The sequence below is a fragment of the Kribbella sp. NPDC054772 genome, from assembly GCF_053611945.1.
In genome coordinates this window covers 52,901-69,577 of sequence record NZ_JBSHBJ010000009.1, presented here as the reverse complement: position 1 = coordinate 69,577, position 16,677 = coordinate 52,901, and the positions used below count along the sequence as shown (strand labels likewise).

Annotated in this window: 13 protein-coding genes and 1 tRNA gene; 11 read left to right on the top strand and 3 right to left on the bottom strand. The window is 70.0% G+C overall.

Features of this window, described 5'->3' with window-relative positions:
• The first annotated feature begins 363 nt into the window (after positions 1-363).
• Positions 364-2,250 carry a phosphoenolpyruvate carboxykinase (GTP) gene (locus ACWGID_RS17060; RefSeq protein ID WP_452197491.1) on the top strand — a complete coding sequence of 629 codons (1,887 nt, stop codon included), beginning with the start codon at positions 364-366 and terminating at the stop codon, positions 2,248-2,250.
• Positions 2,251-2,307: 57 nt separating this feature from the next.
• Here ACWGID_RS17060 and ACWGID_RS17055 read toward each other — a convergent pair whose 3' ends face one another.
• Positions 2,308-2,964 carry a phosphoribosyltransferase gene (locus ACWGID_RS17055; RefSeq protein ID WP_452197489.1) on the bottom strand — a complete coding sequence of 219 codons (657 nt, stop codon included), beginning with the start codon at positions 2,962-2,964 and terminating at the stop codon, positions 2,308-2,310.
• A 28-nt stretch (positions 2,965-2,992) separates the two neighbouring features.
• On the opposite strand from ACWGID_RS17055, the gene ACWGID_RS17050 reads away from it, so the two are divergent.
• The 7 genes from ACWGID_RS17050 to ACWGID_RS17020 all read left to right on the top strand — a co-directional run bounded on the left by ACWGID_RS17050 (position 2,993) and on the right by ACWGID_RS17020 (position 8,908).
• The gene (locus ACWGID_RS17050; protein ID WP_452197487.1) at positions 2,993-3,406 is read left to right on the top strand and encodes a TIGR03618 family F420-dependent PPOX class oxidoreductase; all 414 of its coding nucleotides are present in this window, start codon (positions 2,993-2,995) and stop codon (positions 3,404-3,406) included.
• Positions 3,397-4,287 carry an LLM class flavin-dependent oxidoreductase gene (locus tag ACWGID_RS17045; RefSeq protein ID WP_452197485.1) on the top strand — a complete coding sequence of 297 codons (891 nt, stop codon included), beginning with the start codon at positions 3,397-3,399 and terminating at the stop codon, positions 4,285-4,287. The genes ACWGID_RS17050 and ACWGID_RS17045 overlap by 10 nt, the downstream gene beginning before the upstream one ends.
• Positions 4,288-4,361: 74 nt before the next feature.
• Positions 4,362-4,451 (top strand) — tRNA-Ser (locus ACWGID_RS17040).
• A 358-nt stretch (positions 4,452-4,809) separates the two neighbouring features.
• Complete coding sequence (locus tag ACWGID_RS17035) at positions 4,810-6,384, top strand: LCP family protein (protein WP_452197483.1); 1,575 nt, start codon at positions 4,810-4,812, stop codon at positions 6,382-6,384.
• A gap of 81 nt (positions 6,385-6,465) precedes the next feature.
• Complete coding sequence (locus tag ACWGID_RS17030; RefSeq protein ID WP_452197481.1) at positions 6,466-7,425, top strand: hypothetical protein; 960 nt, start codon at positions 6,466-6,468, stop codon at positions 7,423-7,425.
• A 34-nt stretch (positions 7,426-7,459) separates the two neighbouring features.
• Entirely contained in the window at positions 7,460-7,918 is a 459-nt protein-coding gene (locus ACWGID_RS17025) for a hypothetical protein (protein WP_452197480.1), read from the top strand.
• Positions 7,919-7,948: 30 nt separating this feature from the next.
• Entirely contained in the window at positions 7,949-8,908 is a 960-nt protein-coding gene (locus ACWGID_RS17020; protein WP_452197478.1) for an acetylxylan esterase, read from the top strand.
• Here ACWGID_RS17020 and ACWGID_RS17015 read toward each other — a convergent pair.
• Entirely contained in the window at positions 8,888-9,559 is a 672-nt protein-coding gene (locus ACWGID_RS17015) for a response regulator (protein ID WP_452197476.1), read from the bottom strand. The two genes, ACWGID_RS17020 and ACWGID_RS17015, sit on opposite strands and share 21 nt — an antisense overlap.
• Positions 9,556-11,493, bottom strand: coding sequence for a sensor histidine kinase (locus ACWGID_RS17010; protein WP_452197474.1), 1,938 nt, complete (start codon positions 11,491-11,493; stop codon positions 9,556-9,558). The genes ACWGID_RS17015 and ACWGID_RS17010 overlap by 4 nt, the downstream gene beginning before the upstream one ends.
• A gap of 7 nt (positions 11,494-11,500) precedes the next feature.
• Between ACWGID_RS17010 and ACWGID_RS17005 the strand changes: the two genes are divergently transcribed.
• From ACWGID_RS17005 to ACWGID_RS16995, 3 genes are all read left to right on the top strand, one after another.
• Entirely contained in the window at positions 11,501-11,869 is a 369-nt protein-coding gene (locus ACWGID_RS17005; protein ID WP_452197473.1) for a hypothetical protein, read from the top strand.
• Between the two features lie 30 nt (positions 11,870-11,899).
• On the top strand, positions 11,900-15,067 hold the full coding sequence (locus ACWGID_RS17000; protein ID WP_452197471.1) for a BTAD domain-containing putative transcriptional regulator: 3,168 nt from the start codon (positions 11,900-11,902) through the stop codon (positions 15,065-15,067).
• An 81-nt stretch (positions 15,068-15,148) separates the two neighbouring features.
• The gene (locus tag ACWGID_RS16995) at positions 15,149-16,573 is read left to right on the top strand and encodes an FAD-binding oxidoreductase (RefSeq protein WP_452197469.1); all 1,425 of its coding nucleotides are present in this window, start codon (positions 15,149-15,151) and stop codon (positions 16,571-16,573) included.
• Positions 16,574-16,677 lie beyond the last annotated feature (104 nt).

The following is a 16,677-nucleotide window of genomic DNA, read 5'->3' as shown; positions in this document are numbered from 1 at the left end:
CGCGGCTGCACAACCACATCGGGGGCCAGACAACGTCAACCCCCGAAAAAAAACCTGACCGGCCCGGGGTGACCCGCGGGGGCCGTTCTCTTTTTCACAAGCGACAGCGGAAAGCGATTGTCGCGAAAACTTTGTGACCGGGTTCACGTGCTGGCGGTTCCCAGACCCCGGTGGCGTCGCGTACCGTAGTACCACTTGCACACTGGTATGTATCCACTGGAACTACTGGTCTGCGAGACATCACACACCGCCAGTCAGCCGATCGAACCGCCGGAGACCCCGGCGGCCGTCGCCGTACCGCCTTTCAGTGTCGAAGGGCCGGACGAGCGCCGGGCCGACCAGCCGAGAGGGAATGAGCCGCGAATGACGACCACCGCCAGCCCGACCCATACCGACACCGCACCGCAGAACACCCCGGACCCCCTCCCGAGCGCTGCCCCCGCGCCGTCCGACCTGACCGACGCCCCGACCCGCCACACCGGCCTGCTGGCCTGGGTGGCCGAGGTCGCCGCACTGACCCAGCCCGACCGGATCCACTGGGTGGACGGCTCGGACGCCGAGTACACCAAGCTCACCGACGAACTGATTGCCGCCGGCACCATGGTCCGGCTGAACGACGAGAAGAAGCCGAACTCGTTCTGGGCACGCACGGACCCCTCCGACGTCGCCCGGGTCGAGCAGCGCACGTTCATCTGCTCCGTCGAGGAGAAGGACGCGGGTCCGACCAACAACTGGATGGACCCGGCGCAGATGAAGGCGCTGATGACCGAGCTGTACCGCGGCTCGATGCGCGGCCGGACGATGTACGTCGTCCCGTTCTGTATGGGCCCGTTAACGGCGGACAAGCCGATGTTCGGTGTCGAGATCACGGACTCGGCGTACGTCGTCGCGTCGATGCGGATCATGGCTCGCACCGGTGCCGAAGTACTCGCGAAGATGGGCGACGACGCGTCGTACGTCCCCTGCCTGCACTCGGTCGGCGCGCCGCTCGAGCCGGGGCAGCAGGACGTGCCGTGGCCGTGCAACGACGAGAAGTACATCGTCCAGTTCCCTGAGGAGCGGACGATCTGGTCGTACGGATCGGGGTACGGCGGCAACTCCCTGCTCGGCAAGAAGTGCTACTCGCTGCGGATCGCGAGTGCGATGGCCCGCGACGAGGGCTGGCTGGCCGAGCACATGCTGATCCTCAAGCTGATCTCGCCCGAGAAGCAGGTGCACTACATCGCGGCCGCGTTCCCGAGCGCCTGCGGCAAGACCAACCTGGCGATGCTCGACCCGACGCTCGAGGGTTGGGAGGTCGAGACGCTCGGCGACGACATCGCCTGGATGCGGTTCGGCAAGGACGGCCGGCTGTACGCCGTGAACCCGGAGTTCGGTCTGTTCGGTGTTGCCCCCGGCACCGGCTGGAAGACCAACCCGAACGCGATGCGCACCATCGAGAAGGGCAACTCGGTCTTCACCAACGTCGCGCTGACCGACGACGGTGACGTCTGGTGGGAGGGCTACTCGCCGACCCCGCCGAACCACCTGACCGATTGGAAGGGCCGCGAGTGGACGCCGGACAGCGGCGAGCTGTCCAGCCACCCGAACAGCCGGTTCTGCACGCCGATCAAGCAGTGCCCGATCATCGCCGACGAGTACGACGACCCGAACGGCGTACCGATCTCCGCGATCATCTTCGGCGGCCGCCGCGCGACCACGGTCCCGCTGGTGACCGAGTCCCGGGACTGGGCGCATGGTGTCTTCATGGGCGCCACGCTGTCGTCGGAGACCACCGCGGCCGCGGTCGGTCAGGTCGGCGTGGTCCGGCGCGACCCGATGGCGATGCTGCCGTTCCTCGGGTACGACGCCGGCCAGTACTTCGACCACTGGCTGACGGTCGGCAAGCAGCACGATGCGGCGCAGCTGCCGAAGATCTTCTACGTGAACTGGTTCCGCAAGGACGACGCGGGCAAGTTCGTCTGGCCGGGCTTCGGTGAGAACAGCCGGGTGCTGAAGTGGGTCATCGAGCGGCTCGAGGGCCAGGCGGACGCGGTCGAGACCCCGATCGGCCGGGTGCCGGCGGCGGACGCGCTGGACGTCAGCGGGCTGGACCTGACCGCCCAGGACCTGGAGATCGCCCTCGGCGTCGACGCCGAGGAGTGGAAGGCCGAGATCCCGCTGATCGAGGAGTGGTTCGCCAAGCTCGGCGACACCGTCCCGGCCACGCTCAAGGTCGAGCTGGACAACCTGAAGGCCCGTCTGGGCTGACGAACGCCGGCCGCTGTTTCGGAAGCCAGTGGCCGGACGACAGCGCGGCGCCCCGGGTCATACGCCGGGGCGCCGCGCTGTGCTGTCGGCGAGCACCCGCCGGACCTCGTCGTCGCTCACCGGCGAGAAGTCCCGGTAGGCCTGGCCGACCGCGCTGAAGTACCGCGGGATCCACGCACACACCACCTGGTCGGCGACCCGCGACAGTCGACGGCAGCTCTCGATCCCACCCACGGGTACCGCGACGATCACGCGGGCCGGCCGCTGGCGCCGTACCGCTTCGACGGCCGCCCGCATCGTCGAGCCGGTCGCGAGGCCGTCGTCGACCAGCACCACGACCCGGTCCCGGACGTCGAGCCGCGGGCGGTCGCCGCGGTACTCGCGCTCGCGGCGGCGCAGCTCGTCGACCTCGCGGCGGCGGACCGCTTCCAGGGTCTCCGGATCGACTTCGGCCGCGATCGGCTCGTTCCGGACCACGCGCAGTTCCTCACCAACGCCGGCGATCGCGCCCATCGCCAGCTCCGGCTGACCGGGCAGGCCGAGCTTGCGGACGATCAGGACGTCGAGGTCCGCGTCCAGGGCGTCCGCGACCGGCGCCGCGACCGGTACGCCGCCGCGTGCGAGCCCGAGGACCAGGACGGCTCCGGTGACCGGACCGAGCTCCTCGGCCACGGCCACACCGGCGGCCGCCCGATCCGGGTACGGCCTCCTCATGGCGCCATGATCCAACTACCTTGGCCGCATGCGAATCCCTGAGAGCGCGCGAACCGTGCTCGAATCCAACGCCCTCGGGCATCTGGTGACGCTGAACCCCGACGGCAGCCCCCAGGTCTCGGTGGTCTGGGTCGGCCTCGACGGTGACGAGATCATCGCCGCGCACATCCCGAACAACCGCAAGGTGCGCAACATCCGGCGCGACGGACGGGTGGCACTCACCCTCGAGACCGACCGGATGAACGAGATGGGTCTCACGGAGTACCTGCTGATCAACGGCACCGCCCGGATCACGGAGGGTGGCGCGGTCGAGGTACTGCGTGACCTCGCGAAGACGTACATCGGGCCGGACGCGGAGTTCTTCCCCGGCGCGACGCCGCCGCCCGGCTACATCACGCACATCACCGTCGACTCGATCGGCGGTGTCGGACCGTGGGCCTGAAGATCGGTGTGATGCTCCCGCTGGGCGCCGGCGACGGCCCCGGTGGCGCGATGCCCAAATGGGCAGACGTCCGGGCGGTGGCCGAGGCGGCCGAGCAGGGCGGCCTGGACTCGGTGTGGCTCGCGGACCACTTCCTCTACCGGGACCCGCAGGGCCAGGTCTACGGGATGCACGAGTCGTGGACCCTGCTCACCGCTGTGGCCGCGGTCACCTCCCGGGTCGAGCTCGGGAACATGGTGCTCTGCGCATCGTTCCGGGACCCGGGACTGACCGCGAAGATGGCCGCGACGCTGGACGAGGTGTCCGGCGGCCGGCTGATCCTCGGCGTCGGCGCCGGCTGGCACGACCCGGAGTACGACGCCTTCGGGCTGCCCACCGATCATCGGGTCGGCCGGTTCGCGGAGTGGCTGGAGATCGTCGCTCGGATGGTGCGCGGCGAGACCGTCACCTTCGACGGCACCTACTACCGGGTCCAGGAGGCGAATCTCGACCCCGCGCCGCCACACCGGATCCCGATCCTGATCGCCGGGAGGCGGCCGCGGATGATGCGGCTGACCGCGGAATGGGCCGACGCCTGGAACACGGCCTGGTACGGCGCTCCGAACGAGCAGGTCGAGGAACGGCTCGAGACACTGCGCCAAGCTGTTGACACGGCAGGCAGACCGGAAGGGTCGGTCGCCGCGACGGTGGGGATCATCGTCCGCGATCCGGACCAGCCTGTGACAGAGCCCACCCCGCAGGCGATCGAGGTCCGGGACCTGCCCGCGGCGCTGGCGGCGTACCAGGATCTGGGGGTCGAGCACGTGATCATTTCGCCGGAGCCGATGACGCCCCGGACGGTCGAACTGATCGCCGCGGCGAGGCAATCTGTGACCAGTTGACCCCGCTTTTGCAGGCGACCGGGTCGAACGGATAGTCTTGGCCGTCGTCGTGTCCCCTCCGGGGGATCGTCGGAGGAGGCGTCGCCTAGTCCGGTCGATGGCGCCCGCCTGCTAAGCGGGTTGAGGGTAATCCCCTCTCGCGGGTTCAAATCCCGCCGCCTCCGCTCCTGGGAGCTCCCCGTCCGCAGAAAGCGCGGACCGGGAGCTCCGGTTGCTTTCTGGGGGTGCAACCCCCAGAACCCGCCCGGCGGGGCTTCGCCCCCCGGACCCCCCAAACGCGCGTGGATGCCCCTTGGCCGCCGGTGAGCGCTGACCGGTTGTGGTGCTGTCGCGGGTGGTTGCTGTGCGTGGCGAGTGGATTCTTGGGTGTGTCGACCGGGGGATGTGTACGCTGGCGACCAATCGACGGGGGTCGTCTGCTTCACGTCAACCAACTGGGTGCCGTGGGCGTCTGAGTTACCGTGGGTCGCTGCGTGCGGCCGGCGGAAAGGTCGTCACGTCGTCGATCAGGGAAACGGAGCCATGTCGCGGAGCACTCGCGCAGCCGGCCGGAGGGCGGCACCTCGTGCCAACCGGTCCCGCCCCCGTTCGCACCGGGCCCGCACCGCGTCGAAGGCCATCGGCCTGACCCTGGTCAGTGCCCTGCTCCCGGGGTCGGGACTGTTGCTCGGCGGCCGGAAGAAGCTCGGCGCGTTCGTCCTGACGATCAGCGCCGGCCTGCTGCTGATCGCCGCGTACGTCGGTCTCACGCATCGCGACTCGGTGCTCGCGCTGGCGGTCTCGCCGCGCCAGCTGCTGATCGCGACCGGGGCCGTCGTGCTGCTCGGTGTCGCCTGGATCTGGGTGGTGGTCGCCTCCCACAAATTGATCCGGCCGGTGAGCATGAGCTACACCGGCCGGCTCGCGGGGTCGATGTTCGTCGGACTGCTCTGTTTCGCGATCGCCGTACCGACGACCGTGGCCGCGCAGACCGTGATGGCGCAGCGCGACCTGGTCGGTAGCGTGTTCCAGTCCGAGGGCAACTCGAAGTCCGCGACCCGGCCGAAGGTGAGCAACGCGAGTGACCCGTGGGCGAAGACCCCACGGCTGAACCTGCTGCTGCTCGGCGCCGACGACGGCGTCGGCCGGACCGGTGTCCGGACCGACACGGTGATCGTCGCGAGTATCGACACCAAGACCGGTGACACCGCGCTGATCTCGCTCAGCCGGAACTGGATGCGGATGCCGTTCCCGGCGGACTCGCCGCTGCACAAGGTGTACCCGGACGGCTTCTGGGACTCGAGCAAGGGCAACACCGAGCAGCCGGAGTTCTACCTGGACGCGATGTACGACAACGTCCCGAGGCAGCACCCGGGCATCCTCGGCCAGACCGACAACGAGGGCGCGGACGTGGTCAAGCTGGCCGCGAGCGCCGCGCTCGGCCTGGACATCGACTACTACATGCAGGTCAACCTGGCCGGCTTCAAGCAGATCATCGACGCGATCGGTGGCATCACCGTGAACGTCAACTACCGGGTCCCGATCGGCGGCGACTACGGCGCCGGCCCGGGCTCGAACAGCGAGAAGAAGCCGAGCAGCTACATCGAGCCGGGGCCGAACCAGAAGCTCGACGGATACCACGCGCTGTGGTTCGCGCGCGGCCGCTACGGCCTCAGTGACCCGTCCCGGCAGGAGCGTCAGCGCTGCACGATCCACGCCCTGGTGAGCAGCGCCAACCCGGCGACGCTGGTGACGAAGTACCAGCAGATCGCCGCGGCCGGCAAGGAGCTGCTGCGCACCGACATCCCGCAGGAGATCCTGGGCGCGTTCATCCAGCTCGGCCTGAAGGTGAAGAACGCCAAGGTCACCAACATCGACCTGGACAAGAACAAGAACTTCCCGACCGGCAAGAACCCGGACTACACGGCGATGCGGCAGATCATCCAGAAGGCGATCGCCCCGAAGGCGGCGACCAAGCCGACGACCAAGCCGACCACGAAGCCGACCACCAGCACCTCCACGAAGAAGCCCACCACGCCGAAGGCGACCGTGACGCCGGGGGCCGCGGAGAACCTGGCCGACGCCTGCGCCTACAACCCCAGCCAGACCGGCAACTGACGTCCCGCCCTTCCCCCGAAGTGAACCCTTCCGGGGGAAGGATTGGGACAAAGTGAAGATGAGGCACACCTGGGGGTGGCTGTGAGGCGTTCGATGGCGGTCGTGGTCGGAGTTGCGGTCCTAGCCTGCGCGGGTTGCGGGAGCAAGGCGGAGAGCGGCGAAGCGCCGGCAGCAGGCGGTACGACGAGCCAGTCGAGTGCACCACCCTCGTCAGCGGCACCCACGCCGACGCCGACCCCGGTGGCGCTGTCGGTCCCGATGTACCAGCGCGCGCTGACGAACGTCGAGAAGGTCCTCAAGCCGTCCGTCGCGCGGGTGATGAACGCGCAGACCGTCGCGGCCTTCGACGCGGCCCGCGCGCAGCTCGCGAGCGCCGTCCTGATCGAGCGCAACGAGCTGGCGAAGATCACTCCGCCGAGCGGCCTGGTGTCGGCGCATCCCGCCGTACTGGATGCCTTCGACGCCTATGCCGGGGACGTCAGTACCAATCTGGGCAAGGCCGGCGAGACGCGCACCGGGTGCGGGTTGCCGAAGGGCCCCGAGGTGCGGCTGTACGAGGCGAAGGACGGGGTGCGGACGGCGTTCGCCGGGCTCGCGCAGAGCGTGCAGACGTCGATCGGCCGCGGTGTGAAGTTCGGCGCGGTGTCGGTGCCGGCCAAGCCTTCGGCGCCGGCGGTGATCGGCGGCCGGGGCGAGAACGGTGACGTGTTCCAGCGGTCCGGTTCGCGCGGGTCGAACACGCTCAAGATCAACAACGCGGGCGCGGACGCGGTCATCGTGGTGACCGCGAGCAGCCCGAAGACACCGCAGGCCTCGATCTACGTCCGGGCGAACAAGTCCGCGACCCTGAACGGGATCCGCGGGTCGTTCTGGGTCTACTACAAGACCGGGACGAACTGGGACGCGAAGTACCACCGGTTCACCGAGGACTGCTCGTACTCGAAGTTCGACCGGCGCCTGGACAGCGCCTACGTCTGGACGATCAGCCTGTCGAAGACGCCGTTCGGCAACGCGACGACGTCCGAGACCGACGCCTTCTGAACCGGCCGCCCGGGCTGGATGAGATCCTGTGGCGATGCGTACGACGTACCGGATGCGGGCAGGACGGTTCCTCGGGATCCTGGCTGCCGGGCTGATCATTCTCGGGGTGGCCGCGGTGCTCTGGGCACTGGGGCTGCCCTCGGTCGCGGTGTCGGTGTTCGTCACCCTCGGCGGAATGATCGCGATCGCCGGGCTGTACATCCTGGCCCGGCCGCCGAAGGTCGCGCGGCTGCGCGACACCGACATCGAGGTCCGCGGCGTCCGCACCCCCTGGACCGACGTCACCGAGGTCGGCCGGGTGGAGACCACCCACGGCGAGGCGATCGTGCTGCGCACCAAGCAGCCCGAGTACCCGATCCTGCTGCCGGTCTCCTGGCTGGTGCCCGGTCAGGTCACGTCGCTGGAGAACACGCTGCGCGACAAGCTGAACGCGGCGCACGGGTACACCATCTGGGACGGCACTGCACCGGACGACACCGACAGCGCAGAATGAGTCAGCTGCGTTCTAGGTGAGGAGTTCCGGGTGCTGTCCTTCGAGATGTCGTACGACGAGCTGCTGGCGTACCAGGGCACGAATCCGCGACCGGCGGACTTCGACGCGTTCTGGGACAAGGCGCTGCTCGACCTCGAGTCGGTCCCGGCCGATGAGGAGTTCGTCGACGCCACCGACTTCCCGCTGACGACCGCCGTCGCCCAGCACGTCTACTTCACCGGGACCGGCGGGTACCGCGTGCACGCGAAGGTACTGCGGCCCGCGGAGCCGACCGGCCCCGCGGTCCTGCTGTTCCACGGGTACGGCGGTGAGCAGCCGAAGTGGGTCGAGCTGCTCCCCTACGCGGCGCGCGGGTTCACCGTGGCGGCGCTGGACGTGCGCGAGCAGGTCGGGTTCCGGACTCCGTCGCAGGAGGCCAACAGCTTCTCGCTGCAGCACCACCTGGTGCACGGACTCGACGCCGGACCGGACGGACTGCTGTACAAGCACGTCTTCCTGGACACCCGCCGGCTCGCCGACATCATCGGCGCGCTGCCCGAGGTCGACGCGGCGCGGATCGCGACGACCGGGTGGAGCCAGGGCGGCGGGTTGTCGCTGGTGGCGGCCGCGCTGACGCCGACGATCAAGTACACGGCCAGCGTCTACCCGTTCCTGTGCGACTACCAGCGGACCTGGGACCTCAACCTGGAGACCGGCCCGTACGACGAGATCGTCACCTGGTTCCGCAAGCGCGACCCGCGGCACCTGCGGCAGGACGAGGTGTTCACGACCCTCGGATACATCGACGTGCAGCACCTCGCGCCGCGGATCCGGGGCGAGGTGACGCTGTTCGTCGGGCTGGAGGACCAGATCTGCCCGCCGTCGACGCAGTTCGCGGCGTACAACAAGATCCAGTCCGTCAAGGAGTACCGCCAGTACCCCGACTTCGGCCACGACGACCTGCCGGGCGCGCACGACGACATCTACCAGCTAATCGGCGCCAAACTCTGACGCCGTCCGGGTTCCCAGGCCGGCGTCCCGGGCGCGGGAGACGGCTTCGGCCCGGCCGGCGACGTGCAGTTTGCTGAACACGTTCGACACGTGGTTGCGGACGGTCTTGTCGCTGACCACCAACTGCCGGGCGATCGCGGCGTTCGTCAGGCCGCGGGCGACCAGGTCCAGGATCTCGCGCTCGCGGTCGGTGAGCTCGGGGAACGGCGCGACTTCCGGGCCGGGGCGGCCGGCGGCGGAGTACGCCAGCACGCGGCCGGCGATCGCGGAGGAGAACACGACCTCGCCGTGCGACACCCCGTCCAGCGCCCGGCCGATCTCGGCACGGTCGGCGCCTTTGAGCAGGTAGCCCCGGGCGCCGGCTCGCACCGCGGCGAACACCGATTCGTCGTTCTCCAGCATCGTCAGCACCAGTACGGCGATCTGAGGATGCCGCTCGGTCACCCGGCGGGTCGCCTCGACGCCGTTCAGCACCGGCATGTGCAGATCCATCACGACGACGTCCGGCACCAGCTCACCGGCGAGCCGGACCGCCTGCTCGCCGTCCGCGGCCTCGCCGACCACTTCCTTGCCGGGCATCGTCGAGATCGCGGTCACGAGTCCTTCGCGATAGAGCGGATGGTCGTCGACGACAAGCACCCGAACCGTCATGACGCCTCCTTCGGCAGCAGCGCGGTCACGGTCGTTCCCGGCGGCCCGGAGACGATCAGCAGCTGTCCCCCGAGTTCCTCGGCCCGCTCGCGCATCGACGACGTACCGACACCTGGTCGTGGTCGATCAGGCAGGCCGCGACCGTCGTCCACCACCTCGATCCGCAGGTAGCCGTCCGCGTCGCAGACCCGGACCGCCACCGAGTCCGCGCCCGAGTGCCGGACCGCATTCCCGATCGCCGCACCGGCGATGTTGTACGCCGCAACCTCAACGGCAGCAGGCAGTCCGGCGATCTCGTCCGTGACGACGTGAACCCTTGTCGTTGCCGTGGACAACCGATCGCCGAGTTCCCGGACCGCGGCCGCGAGCCCGAGTTCGTCCAGCATCGGGGGCCGCAGTTCGTGCACCAGCGCCCGGACATCCGCGACCGCCGCGTTCAGCCGGGGCACGAGTCGGTCGAGCAACCGGCCCGCGGCCTCGGGGTCGTCCGGCGCGAGGTCGCGGGCGGTCTCGACATGCAGGGCCAGCGCTGCCAGCGACGGTCCGATGCCGTCGTGCAGGTCGCGACGCAGCCTCCGGCGTTCTTCTTCCCGCGCGACGACGATTGCCTCGCGAGCACGTTGCGCCTCCCGTGCGAGCAGCACTGTGTGCGCCGCGACGGCAGCCTGCGTTGCGAGCTCGTCGAGCGCGCGGAGCTCGTGTCCGTCGAACGCGGCCGACCGAGTGACGGTGAGCGCACCGAAACGCTCCCCGGCGTACTCCAGCGCGACCGTCGTCCCGGTTCGCGAACCTTCGCCGTACGACGTGATCGATCCGTCTCGCAGCGCGATCGTGGCCCGCTGCGCGCGCAGGGATCGCGCGACTTGTTCGACCACCGATGGCAGGACCCGCTCGGACAGGTCGTCCGGCGTGGTGGCTGCCGCGAGTCGGGCCCCGAGTCGCGCGAGTACGGCGTACGGCTCGTCGACGTCACCGTGGACCAGCCGATTGACGTGTCGTTGCAGCCAGGACCGCAACGGCAGCGCCGCCAGCGCGACGATCGTTGTCGCGAGGATCGGCGTACCGGTGGTGGCTCCGAGCCGATCGCCGACCAGCCAGACCGTGACGGCGTACAGGGCCACGACGAGTGTCGACAGCCCGCCGTACACCAAGGCTCGGGAGATGACGATGTCCACGTCCCACAGGCCGTAGCGCAGTACGGCGATGCCGATGGCGATCGGAAGCGGCAGCATGGCCAGTGCGGCGACGGCACCCGTACTCGCGTTCGGGAGCAGCCGCGCAACACCGAAGAGGACCACCGTGCACGCGTAGCCGACGAGGACCCACTTCAGCTGCTGCCGTTCCAGATCCGCGGCCCGCCGCCACCTGACGACGAGCGCGACGAAGCCGGTCACGACAGCGACGACGAGAAGCACGCCGGCGATCGCCGCGGTGACGGGTTCGCCGACCGCCGGCACGGCCAACGGATTCCGCACACCCCGCAGCGCCTCCGGGAAGTCCTGCGAGTTGTACGGCGTGAGCGCCCAGATCACCGTGATGACGCCAACCGCGCTCGCGTTCAGCAGGAATGCGAACCGCGACTGCGGCCGACCGTCCGGAAGGAGGACCGGGAGCAGGACTGCGATCGCGACGTAACCGGGCGCCCACAGCCAGGCACCGATCCACGTCGTCCAGTTGTCGCCGGACAGCGCCCCGATCTCGGAGCACAGCAAGGCCACACCCTGAGTCAGCGCGACGCCACCCAGCACGATCTGGATCCGGCGAGTATCGGCCCGCCGCAGCACGACGCAGACGAGGCCGTACGTGACCGCGGCCGCCACTTCCATCAACCAGAACGACGGGCCCATCGCGCGCCCTGCCGCCGCGTTCACCGCATGCAGGCCGGCGCCCACCAGTCCGGCGAGCACCGCGAGTACTCCGATGACAACCCCCATGACCACCATGACAAGCACACGATCCACTACTCGCCGGCGGCCGTCCGCGGCCGTCGTCACCGCCTCGGTCCTGCTCGGGCTGATCGCGCTGGTCGGCGGCTACGGAGCGATCTACTTCACCGGCCTGGAAGGCTGGGACGGCATCGCGAAGAGCTTCGTCGTCGCGTACGAGTTCCTGACCCTGACCGGCTTGGTCGCCGTGGCAGCGTTCCTGCGCGGCCACCGCCTCGGCCGTCCGGGCGTCATCCTCTACGCGACGTGGATGATTTACTTCACGGCGTTCAAACTCATCGCGTTCCAGGAGATCCAGGCGATCCCGTTCGGCCTGATGGCCCTCGTCGCTCTGGTGTGCGCGACACGTCCCTCCGCGCGCTGACCCGGTTTACCCTCGTCGGGGGAGGGTGTTGTGCGCATTCAGTTGCTCGGGGGATTCGGGATCGATCGCGGCGGCGTGCCGGTCGACGGCCGCGCCTGGCGGCTGCGGAAGGCCCGGACGCTGGTCAAGATGCTGGCGTTGGCTCCCGATCAGCGGTTGCACCGGGACCTGCTGATCGAGGAGTTGTGGCCGGATCGGCCCCCTGCCTCGGCAGTGAACAACCTGCATCAGGCCTTGCACGTCGCCCGCCGGGTGCTTGCGGGTGACGCCCCGAACGACGGCCTGCTGGAGTTGCGGGACGAATTCGTCGTGCTGCGGGCCGGTGAGCCGGTCGAGGTCGACGTACGGACCTTCGAGCGGCTGGCGGTGGCCGCGCGGGCGAGTGGCCGGCTCGCCGAGCTGCGCGCGGCGGTGGGTGCGTACGGCGGTGACCTGCTGCCGGAGGATCGGTTCGAGGACTGGGCAACGCGGCCGCGGGAGGAGTTGCGGGCGAGCTTCAGCGATCTGCTGGTCGAGTTCGCCGACGCGGCTGCCGCGGATGGACACGAGGTGGAGGCGTACGACGCTCTGCAGCGGGCGCTCGGCATCGATCCGCTGCACGAGCGTGGCGTTCGGAGCCTGATGCGCCGGCTGGCTGCGATGGGGCGGTCGTCCGAGGCGCTGGCGCAGTACGAGCGACTGCGTGGCGAACTGCGGACGACGTACGGCACCGATCCGGATCCGGAAACGCAGCGGCTCTATCGCGATCTGCTGACCGGCAGCGTCGAGGAGCCGTCGACGGTACCGCGGCACAACCTTGCGCCGGCGTTGACGAGCTTCGTCGGTCGCGAGCGGGAGATCGCGGACGTGCATCGCCTGCTGGAGCGGGGCCGGCTGGTCACCCTCACCGGCGTGGGTGGTGCCGGCAAGACGCGGCTCGCCGAGGAGGCGGCGCGCCGGCTGCTCGACTCGTACACGGACGGGATCTGGATCGCGGACCTGGTGCCGGTCGCGGATCCCCGGCTGGTCGCGGACACCGTCGCGGCGGCACTCGGGCTCGATCCCGCCGCGGGTTCGGACTCGTTGCGGATCCTGACCACCCGCCTTGCCCGCCGCAACCTTCTGCTGGTGCTCGACAGTTGCGAACACCTGCTCGCCGCGTGTTCCGAACTCGCCGGCGCCGTACTGCGGACCTGTCCCGGCATCACGATCCTCGCGACCAGCCGGGAACCCCTGCACGCGCAGGGCGAAGTGACGTTCCGGGTGCCCTCGCTCGAACTCCCGGAGCCCGACGACGCGGCGGATCCGGTCCGGCTGGAGACCTTCGCGTCGGTCCGGCTCTTCGTCGAGCGGGCCCGCGACGTGCGCCCCGGATTCGTCCTCACCGCGGACAATGCCGCGGCCGTGGTGGAGATCTGCCGGTGCCTCGACGGCATCCCGCTCGCGCTCGAACTGGCTGCGGCCCGCGCGTCCCACCTGGAGCCGGCGGAGATCGCGGAACGCCTCGGTGACGCCCTCCCGCTGCTCACTCGGCACGGCGAGATCACCCGGCACGCCACGTTGCGGGCCGTGCTCGAGTGGAGTCACGCGTTGCTGTCGGACGACGAGCAGGTGGTACTGCGGCGGCTCGCGGTCTTCGCCGGCAGCTTCGCGCTCCGGTCGGCCGAGGAGGTGTGCGCGGACGAGCGGATTCCCGCCGCGGAAGTGCTGGATCACCTCGGCCGGTTGGTCGACAAGTCCTTGCTGCAGGTCGATCACGACGGTCCGCGCTCCCGCTACCGCCTCCTGGAGACCATTCGGCAGTTCGCCCGGGAGCGGCTCGTCGCGGCGCGGGAGCTCGAGCAACTCGCGGCCGCGCACTGCCGGCACTTCCTGGAACTGGCGCTCGACCAGGACCCCGAGCGGGCCGGCGTCGTCGAACGACCGCAACTGCTCGACGTCGACCACGACAACCTCCGGGCCGCGCTCGGCTGGGCCCTGCGCAACGATCACGACCAGGCCTTGCTGCTCGGGCTCGGCCTGTCGCAGTACTGGCTGGCGCGCGGTCATTTCGCCGAGGGCGCCCATTGGCTCGAACGCATTCTCGCGGTGGCCGTCGAACCGTCCCGCGAACGGACCCGGGCGATCTTCGTCCTCGCGATCCTCGACGCACGGAGCGGCCTGAGCGACCGACTGCCCGGCCTCGGCGACCGGGCGGTCGCGGTCGCCGAACAGTCCGGCGAACCGGTCGACCTGGTGTCCGCCCGGGTACTGCGAGGCACGCTCCTGCTCGGCAGCGGCGACCTGAACGAGATCGAACGGACCGCCGCGGATGCGCTCGACGAGGCCGACGCCTTGGGTGCCGCGGCCGTGGCCGCCACCGCGGCAGGGCTCGCCGCGATGGTTGCCCTGTTCCGCGAAGACGGCGTACTCGCGCAGGGACGCTTCGCCGAATGCTTGCGGCGACTGAGCCTGATCGACGCGGCGGTGGCGCCGTTCTTCCCGGCCGTCACGATGTGTCTGCCGCTGGCTCCGGTGGCCGGGTCGATGGTTCCGGTGTTCGAGGAGACGTTCCTGCTCGGCCGCCGGGTCGGTGCGTTGCGCGGCCGCGGCTACGCCTGGTCCGCGTTCGCGGACGCCCATCGGTTGGCCGGTGACCTGGGCGGCGCGCTCGACGCCGTACGGCGGTCCGTCGACGCCTTCGCCGCGGTCGACGACGCCGCCGGGCTCGGGCACGCGCTCAACCACCTGGGCTGCATCGAGCGTGATCAGGGCCTGTTCGACCCGGCCGAGGAGCATCTCCGCGAGGCGTTGCGGATGCGCGAACAGCTGGGAGATCGCCGGGGCGAGAATCTGACCCTCGCGAACCTCGGTCTGCTGTCCGCCGCCGCGGGTGATTTCGAATCGGGCCGGCGCCTCACCAGGATCGCCGTCGATCGCGGCGACGCGGTCGACGACCGTCCCGGGGCCGCGGGCGCATTGCTGGACCTGGTCGTCGTCGAGCTGTTCGCGGGCGAACGCCGTACCGCTCGGGCACTCGCCGAGCAGGCCGTCGCCGCCTTCCGCCCGCAGGGCTACCTGCGGCTCGAGGCGTGGGGGCGGCTGATGGCCGCCGAACTCGCCGCGGACGACGGTGACACCCAGGCACGCGATGACCACGGGCGGGTTGCCGCCGAGCTGTTCACGAGGCTGGGCTGCCGGATCGGGATCCCCCGGACAGCCGCGTTGATGGCCCGCTAAGTCACGCTAAGCCACCGCGAAGGCGGCGTTCCTAGCGTCGTTGGTGTCCAGGAAAACCTGGTTCGACGCTTAGGAGTGGAAATGACGACAACGCAAGCGCGACAGGACGCTCTCGGGGAGGCCACGCTCGGTGAGTTCGCAGAGGGTCTCCGTGGCGAGCTGGTCCGCCCGACCGATCCGTCGTACGACGAAGCTCGGTCGATCTGGAACGCCGCGCACGACAAACGGCCCGCGCTGATCGTGCGGTGCCACGGGGCCGCCGACGTCATCCGCGCGGTCGAGTTCGCGCGCAGTGAAGGACTGGCGCTCGCGGTCCGCGGCGGCGGGCACAGCATCCCCGGCTTCTCGACGACCGACGGCGGCCTGGTGATCGACCTGTCGCCGATGAACACCGTCCGGATCGACCCCGACCGACGCCGGATCGTGGCGCAGGGCGGGTGCACCTGGGGCGACGTCGACGCCGAGTCGCAGGCCTTCGGGCTGGCGGTCACCGGCGGTCTGGTGTCGACCACCGGGGTCGCCGGGTTCACGCTCGGCGGCGGGATCGGCTGGCTGGTACGGCGTGCCGGCCTCGCCTGCGACAACCTCGTCGGCGCCGACATCGTCACCGCGGACGGCCGGTACCTGCACACCAGCGAGGACGAGAACCCCGAACTGCTGTGGGCGCTGCGGGGCGGCGGCGGAAACTTCGGAGTGGTCACATCCTTCGAGTTCCGCGCCCACGAGGTCGGTCCGATGGTCCACGCCGGCCTGGTCTTCTACCCCGGCGACCAAGCAGCCCAGGTACTGCGTGGTTTCGGTGCGGCGGCGGGATCCGCACCGGACGAGTTGTCGCTGGCAATCAACCTGACCACCGCGCCTCCGTTGCCGTTCCTCCCCGAGGAGATCCACGGCAAGCCGATCGTCGCCGTCCTCGGGATGTACTCGGGGCGGACCGAGGACGGGGACGCGGCGACCAAGCCGTTCCGCGAACTCGCTCCGGTGGTGGCCGATCTGTTCGGGCCGATGCCGTACACCGCGATGCAGACGCTGCTCGACCCGCTGTTCCCGCGCGGCATGCGGAACTACTTCCGCTCCGCGTTCTTCGGTGATCTCGGGCCGACGACCGTCGACGCCCTCGTCGCGGCGCACGCCCAGGTGCCCAACGGCGTGTCCGAGGTGCACGTCCACCATCTCGGCGGCGCGATGGGCCGGGTTCCCGCGGACGCCACCGCCTTCGGCACGCGGGACCACGAGTTCATCCTGAACGTCGTCGCCCGCACACCAGATGCCGAGGGGTACGACGAGGCCGTCCAGTGGGCCCGTTCCACCGCCGGATCACTCGGGCCGGACGCGGCGTCGTACGTGAACTTCACGGGTGAGACCAACGAGGACATCGTGCGGGCGTCGTACCCGAAGGCGACGTACGACCGGCTGGTCGCGGTGAAGAACACCTACGACCCGACCAACCTGTTCAACCTCAACCAGAACATCCGGCCGACGACTACAGCAGGAACCAGTAGTTGACGGTTGCGGGGGGGGGGGGGGGGCGCCCCCCCCCCCCCCGCAGCCGACCCCGCCGGGGGCGCGGCGGTGTCGGGGGGGGGGGGAGCGGAGCGCGAGGCCGCGGC

Excerpts from the sequence above, each read along its gene's own strand:
- ACWGID_RS17060 (WP_452197491.1), top strand. The coding sequence starts at position 364 with ATGACGACCACCGCCAGCCCGACCCATACCGACACCGCACCGCAGAAC.
- ACWGID_RS17055 (WP_452197489.1), bottom strand. The coding sequence starts at position 2,964 with ATGAGGAGGCCGTACCCGGATCGGGCGGCCGCCGGTGTGGCCGTGGCC.
- ACWGID_RS17050 (WP_452197487.1), top strand. The coding sequence starts at position 2,993 with ATGCGAATCCCTGAGAGCGCGCGAACCGTGCTCGAATCCAACGCCCTC.
- ACWGID_RS17035 (WP_452197483.1), top strand. The coding sequence starts at position 4,810 with ATGTCGCGGAGCACTCGCGCAGCCGGCCGGAGGGCGGCACCTCGTGCC.
- ACWGID_RS17025 (WP_452197480.1), top strand. The coding sequence starts at position 7,460 with ATGCGTACGACGTACCGGATGCGGGCAGGACGGTTCCTCGGGATCCTG.
- ACWGID_RS17015 (WP_452197476.1), bottom strand. The coding sequence starts at position 9,559 with ATGACGGTTCGGGTGCTTGTCGTCGACGACCATCCGCTCTATCGCGAA.
- ACWGID_RS17010 (WP_452197474.1), bottom strand. The coding sequence starts at position 11,493 with ATGGGGGTTGTCATCGGAGTACTCGCGGTGCTCGCCGGACTGGTGGGC.
- ACWGID_RS17005 (WP_452197473.1), top strand. The coding sequence starts at position 11,501 with ATGACAAGCACACGATCCACTACTCGCCGGCGGCCGTCCGCGGCCGTC.
- ACWGID_RS16995 (WP_452197469.1), top strand. The coding sequence starts at position 15,149 with ATGACGACAACGCAAGCGCGACAGGACGCTCTCGGGGAGGCCACGCTC.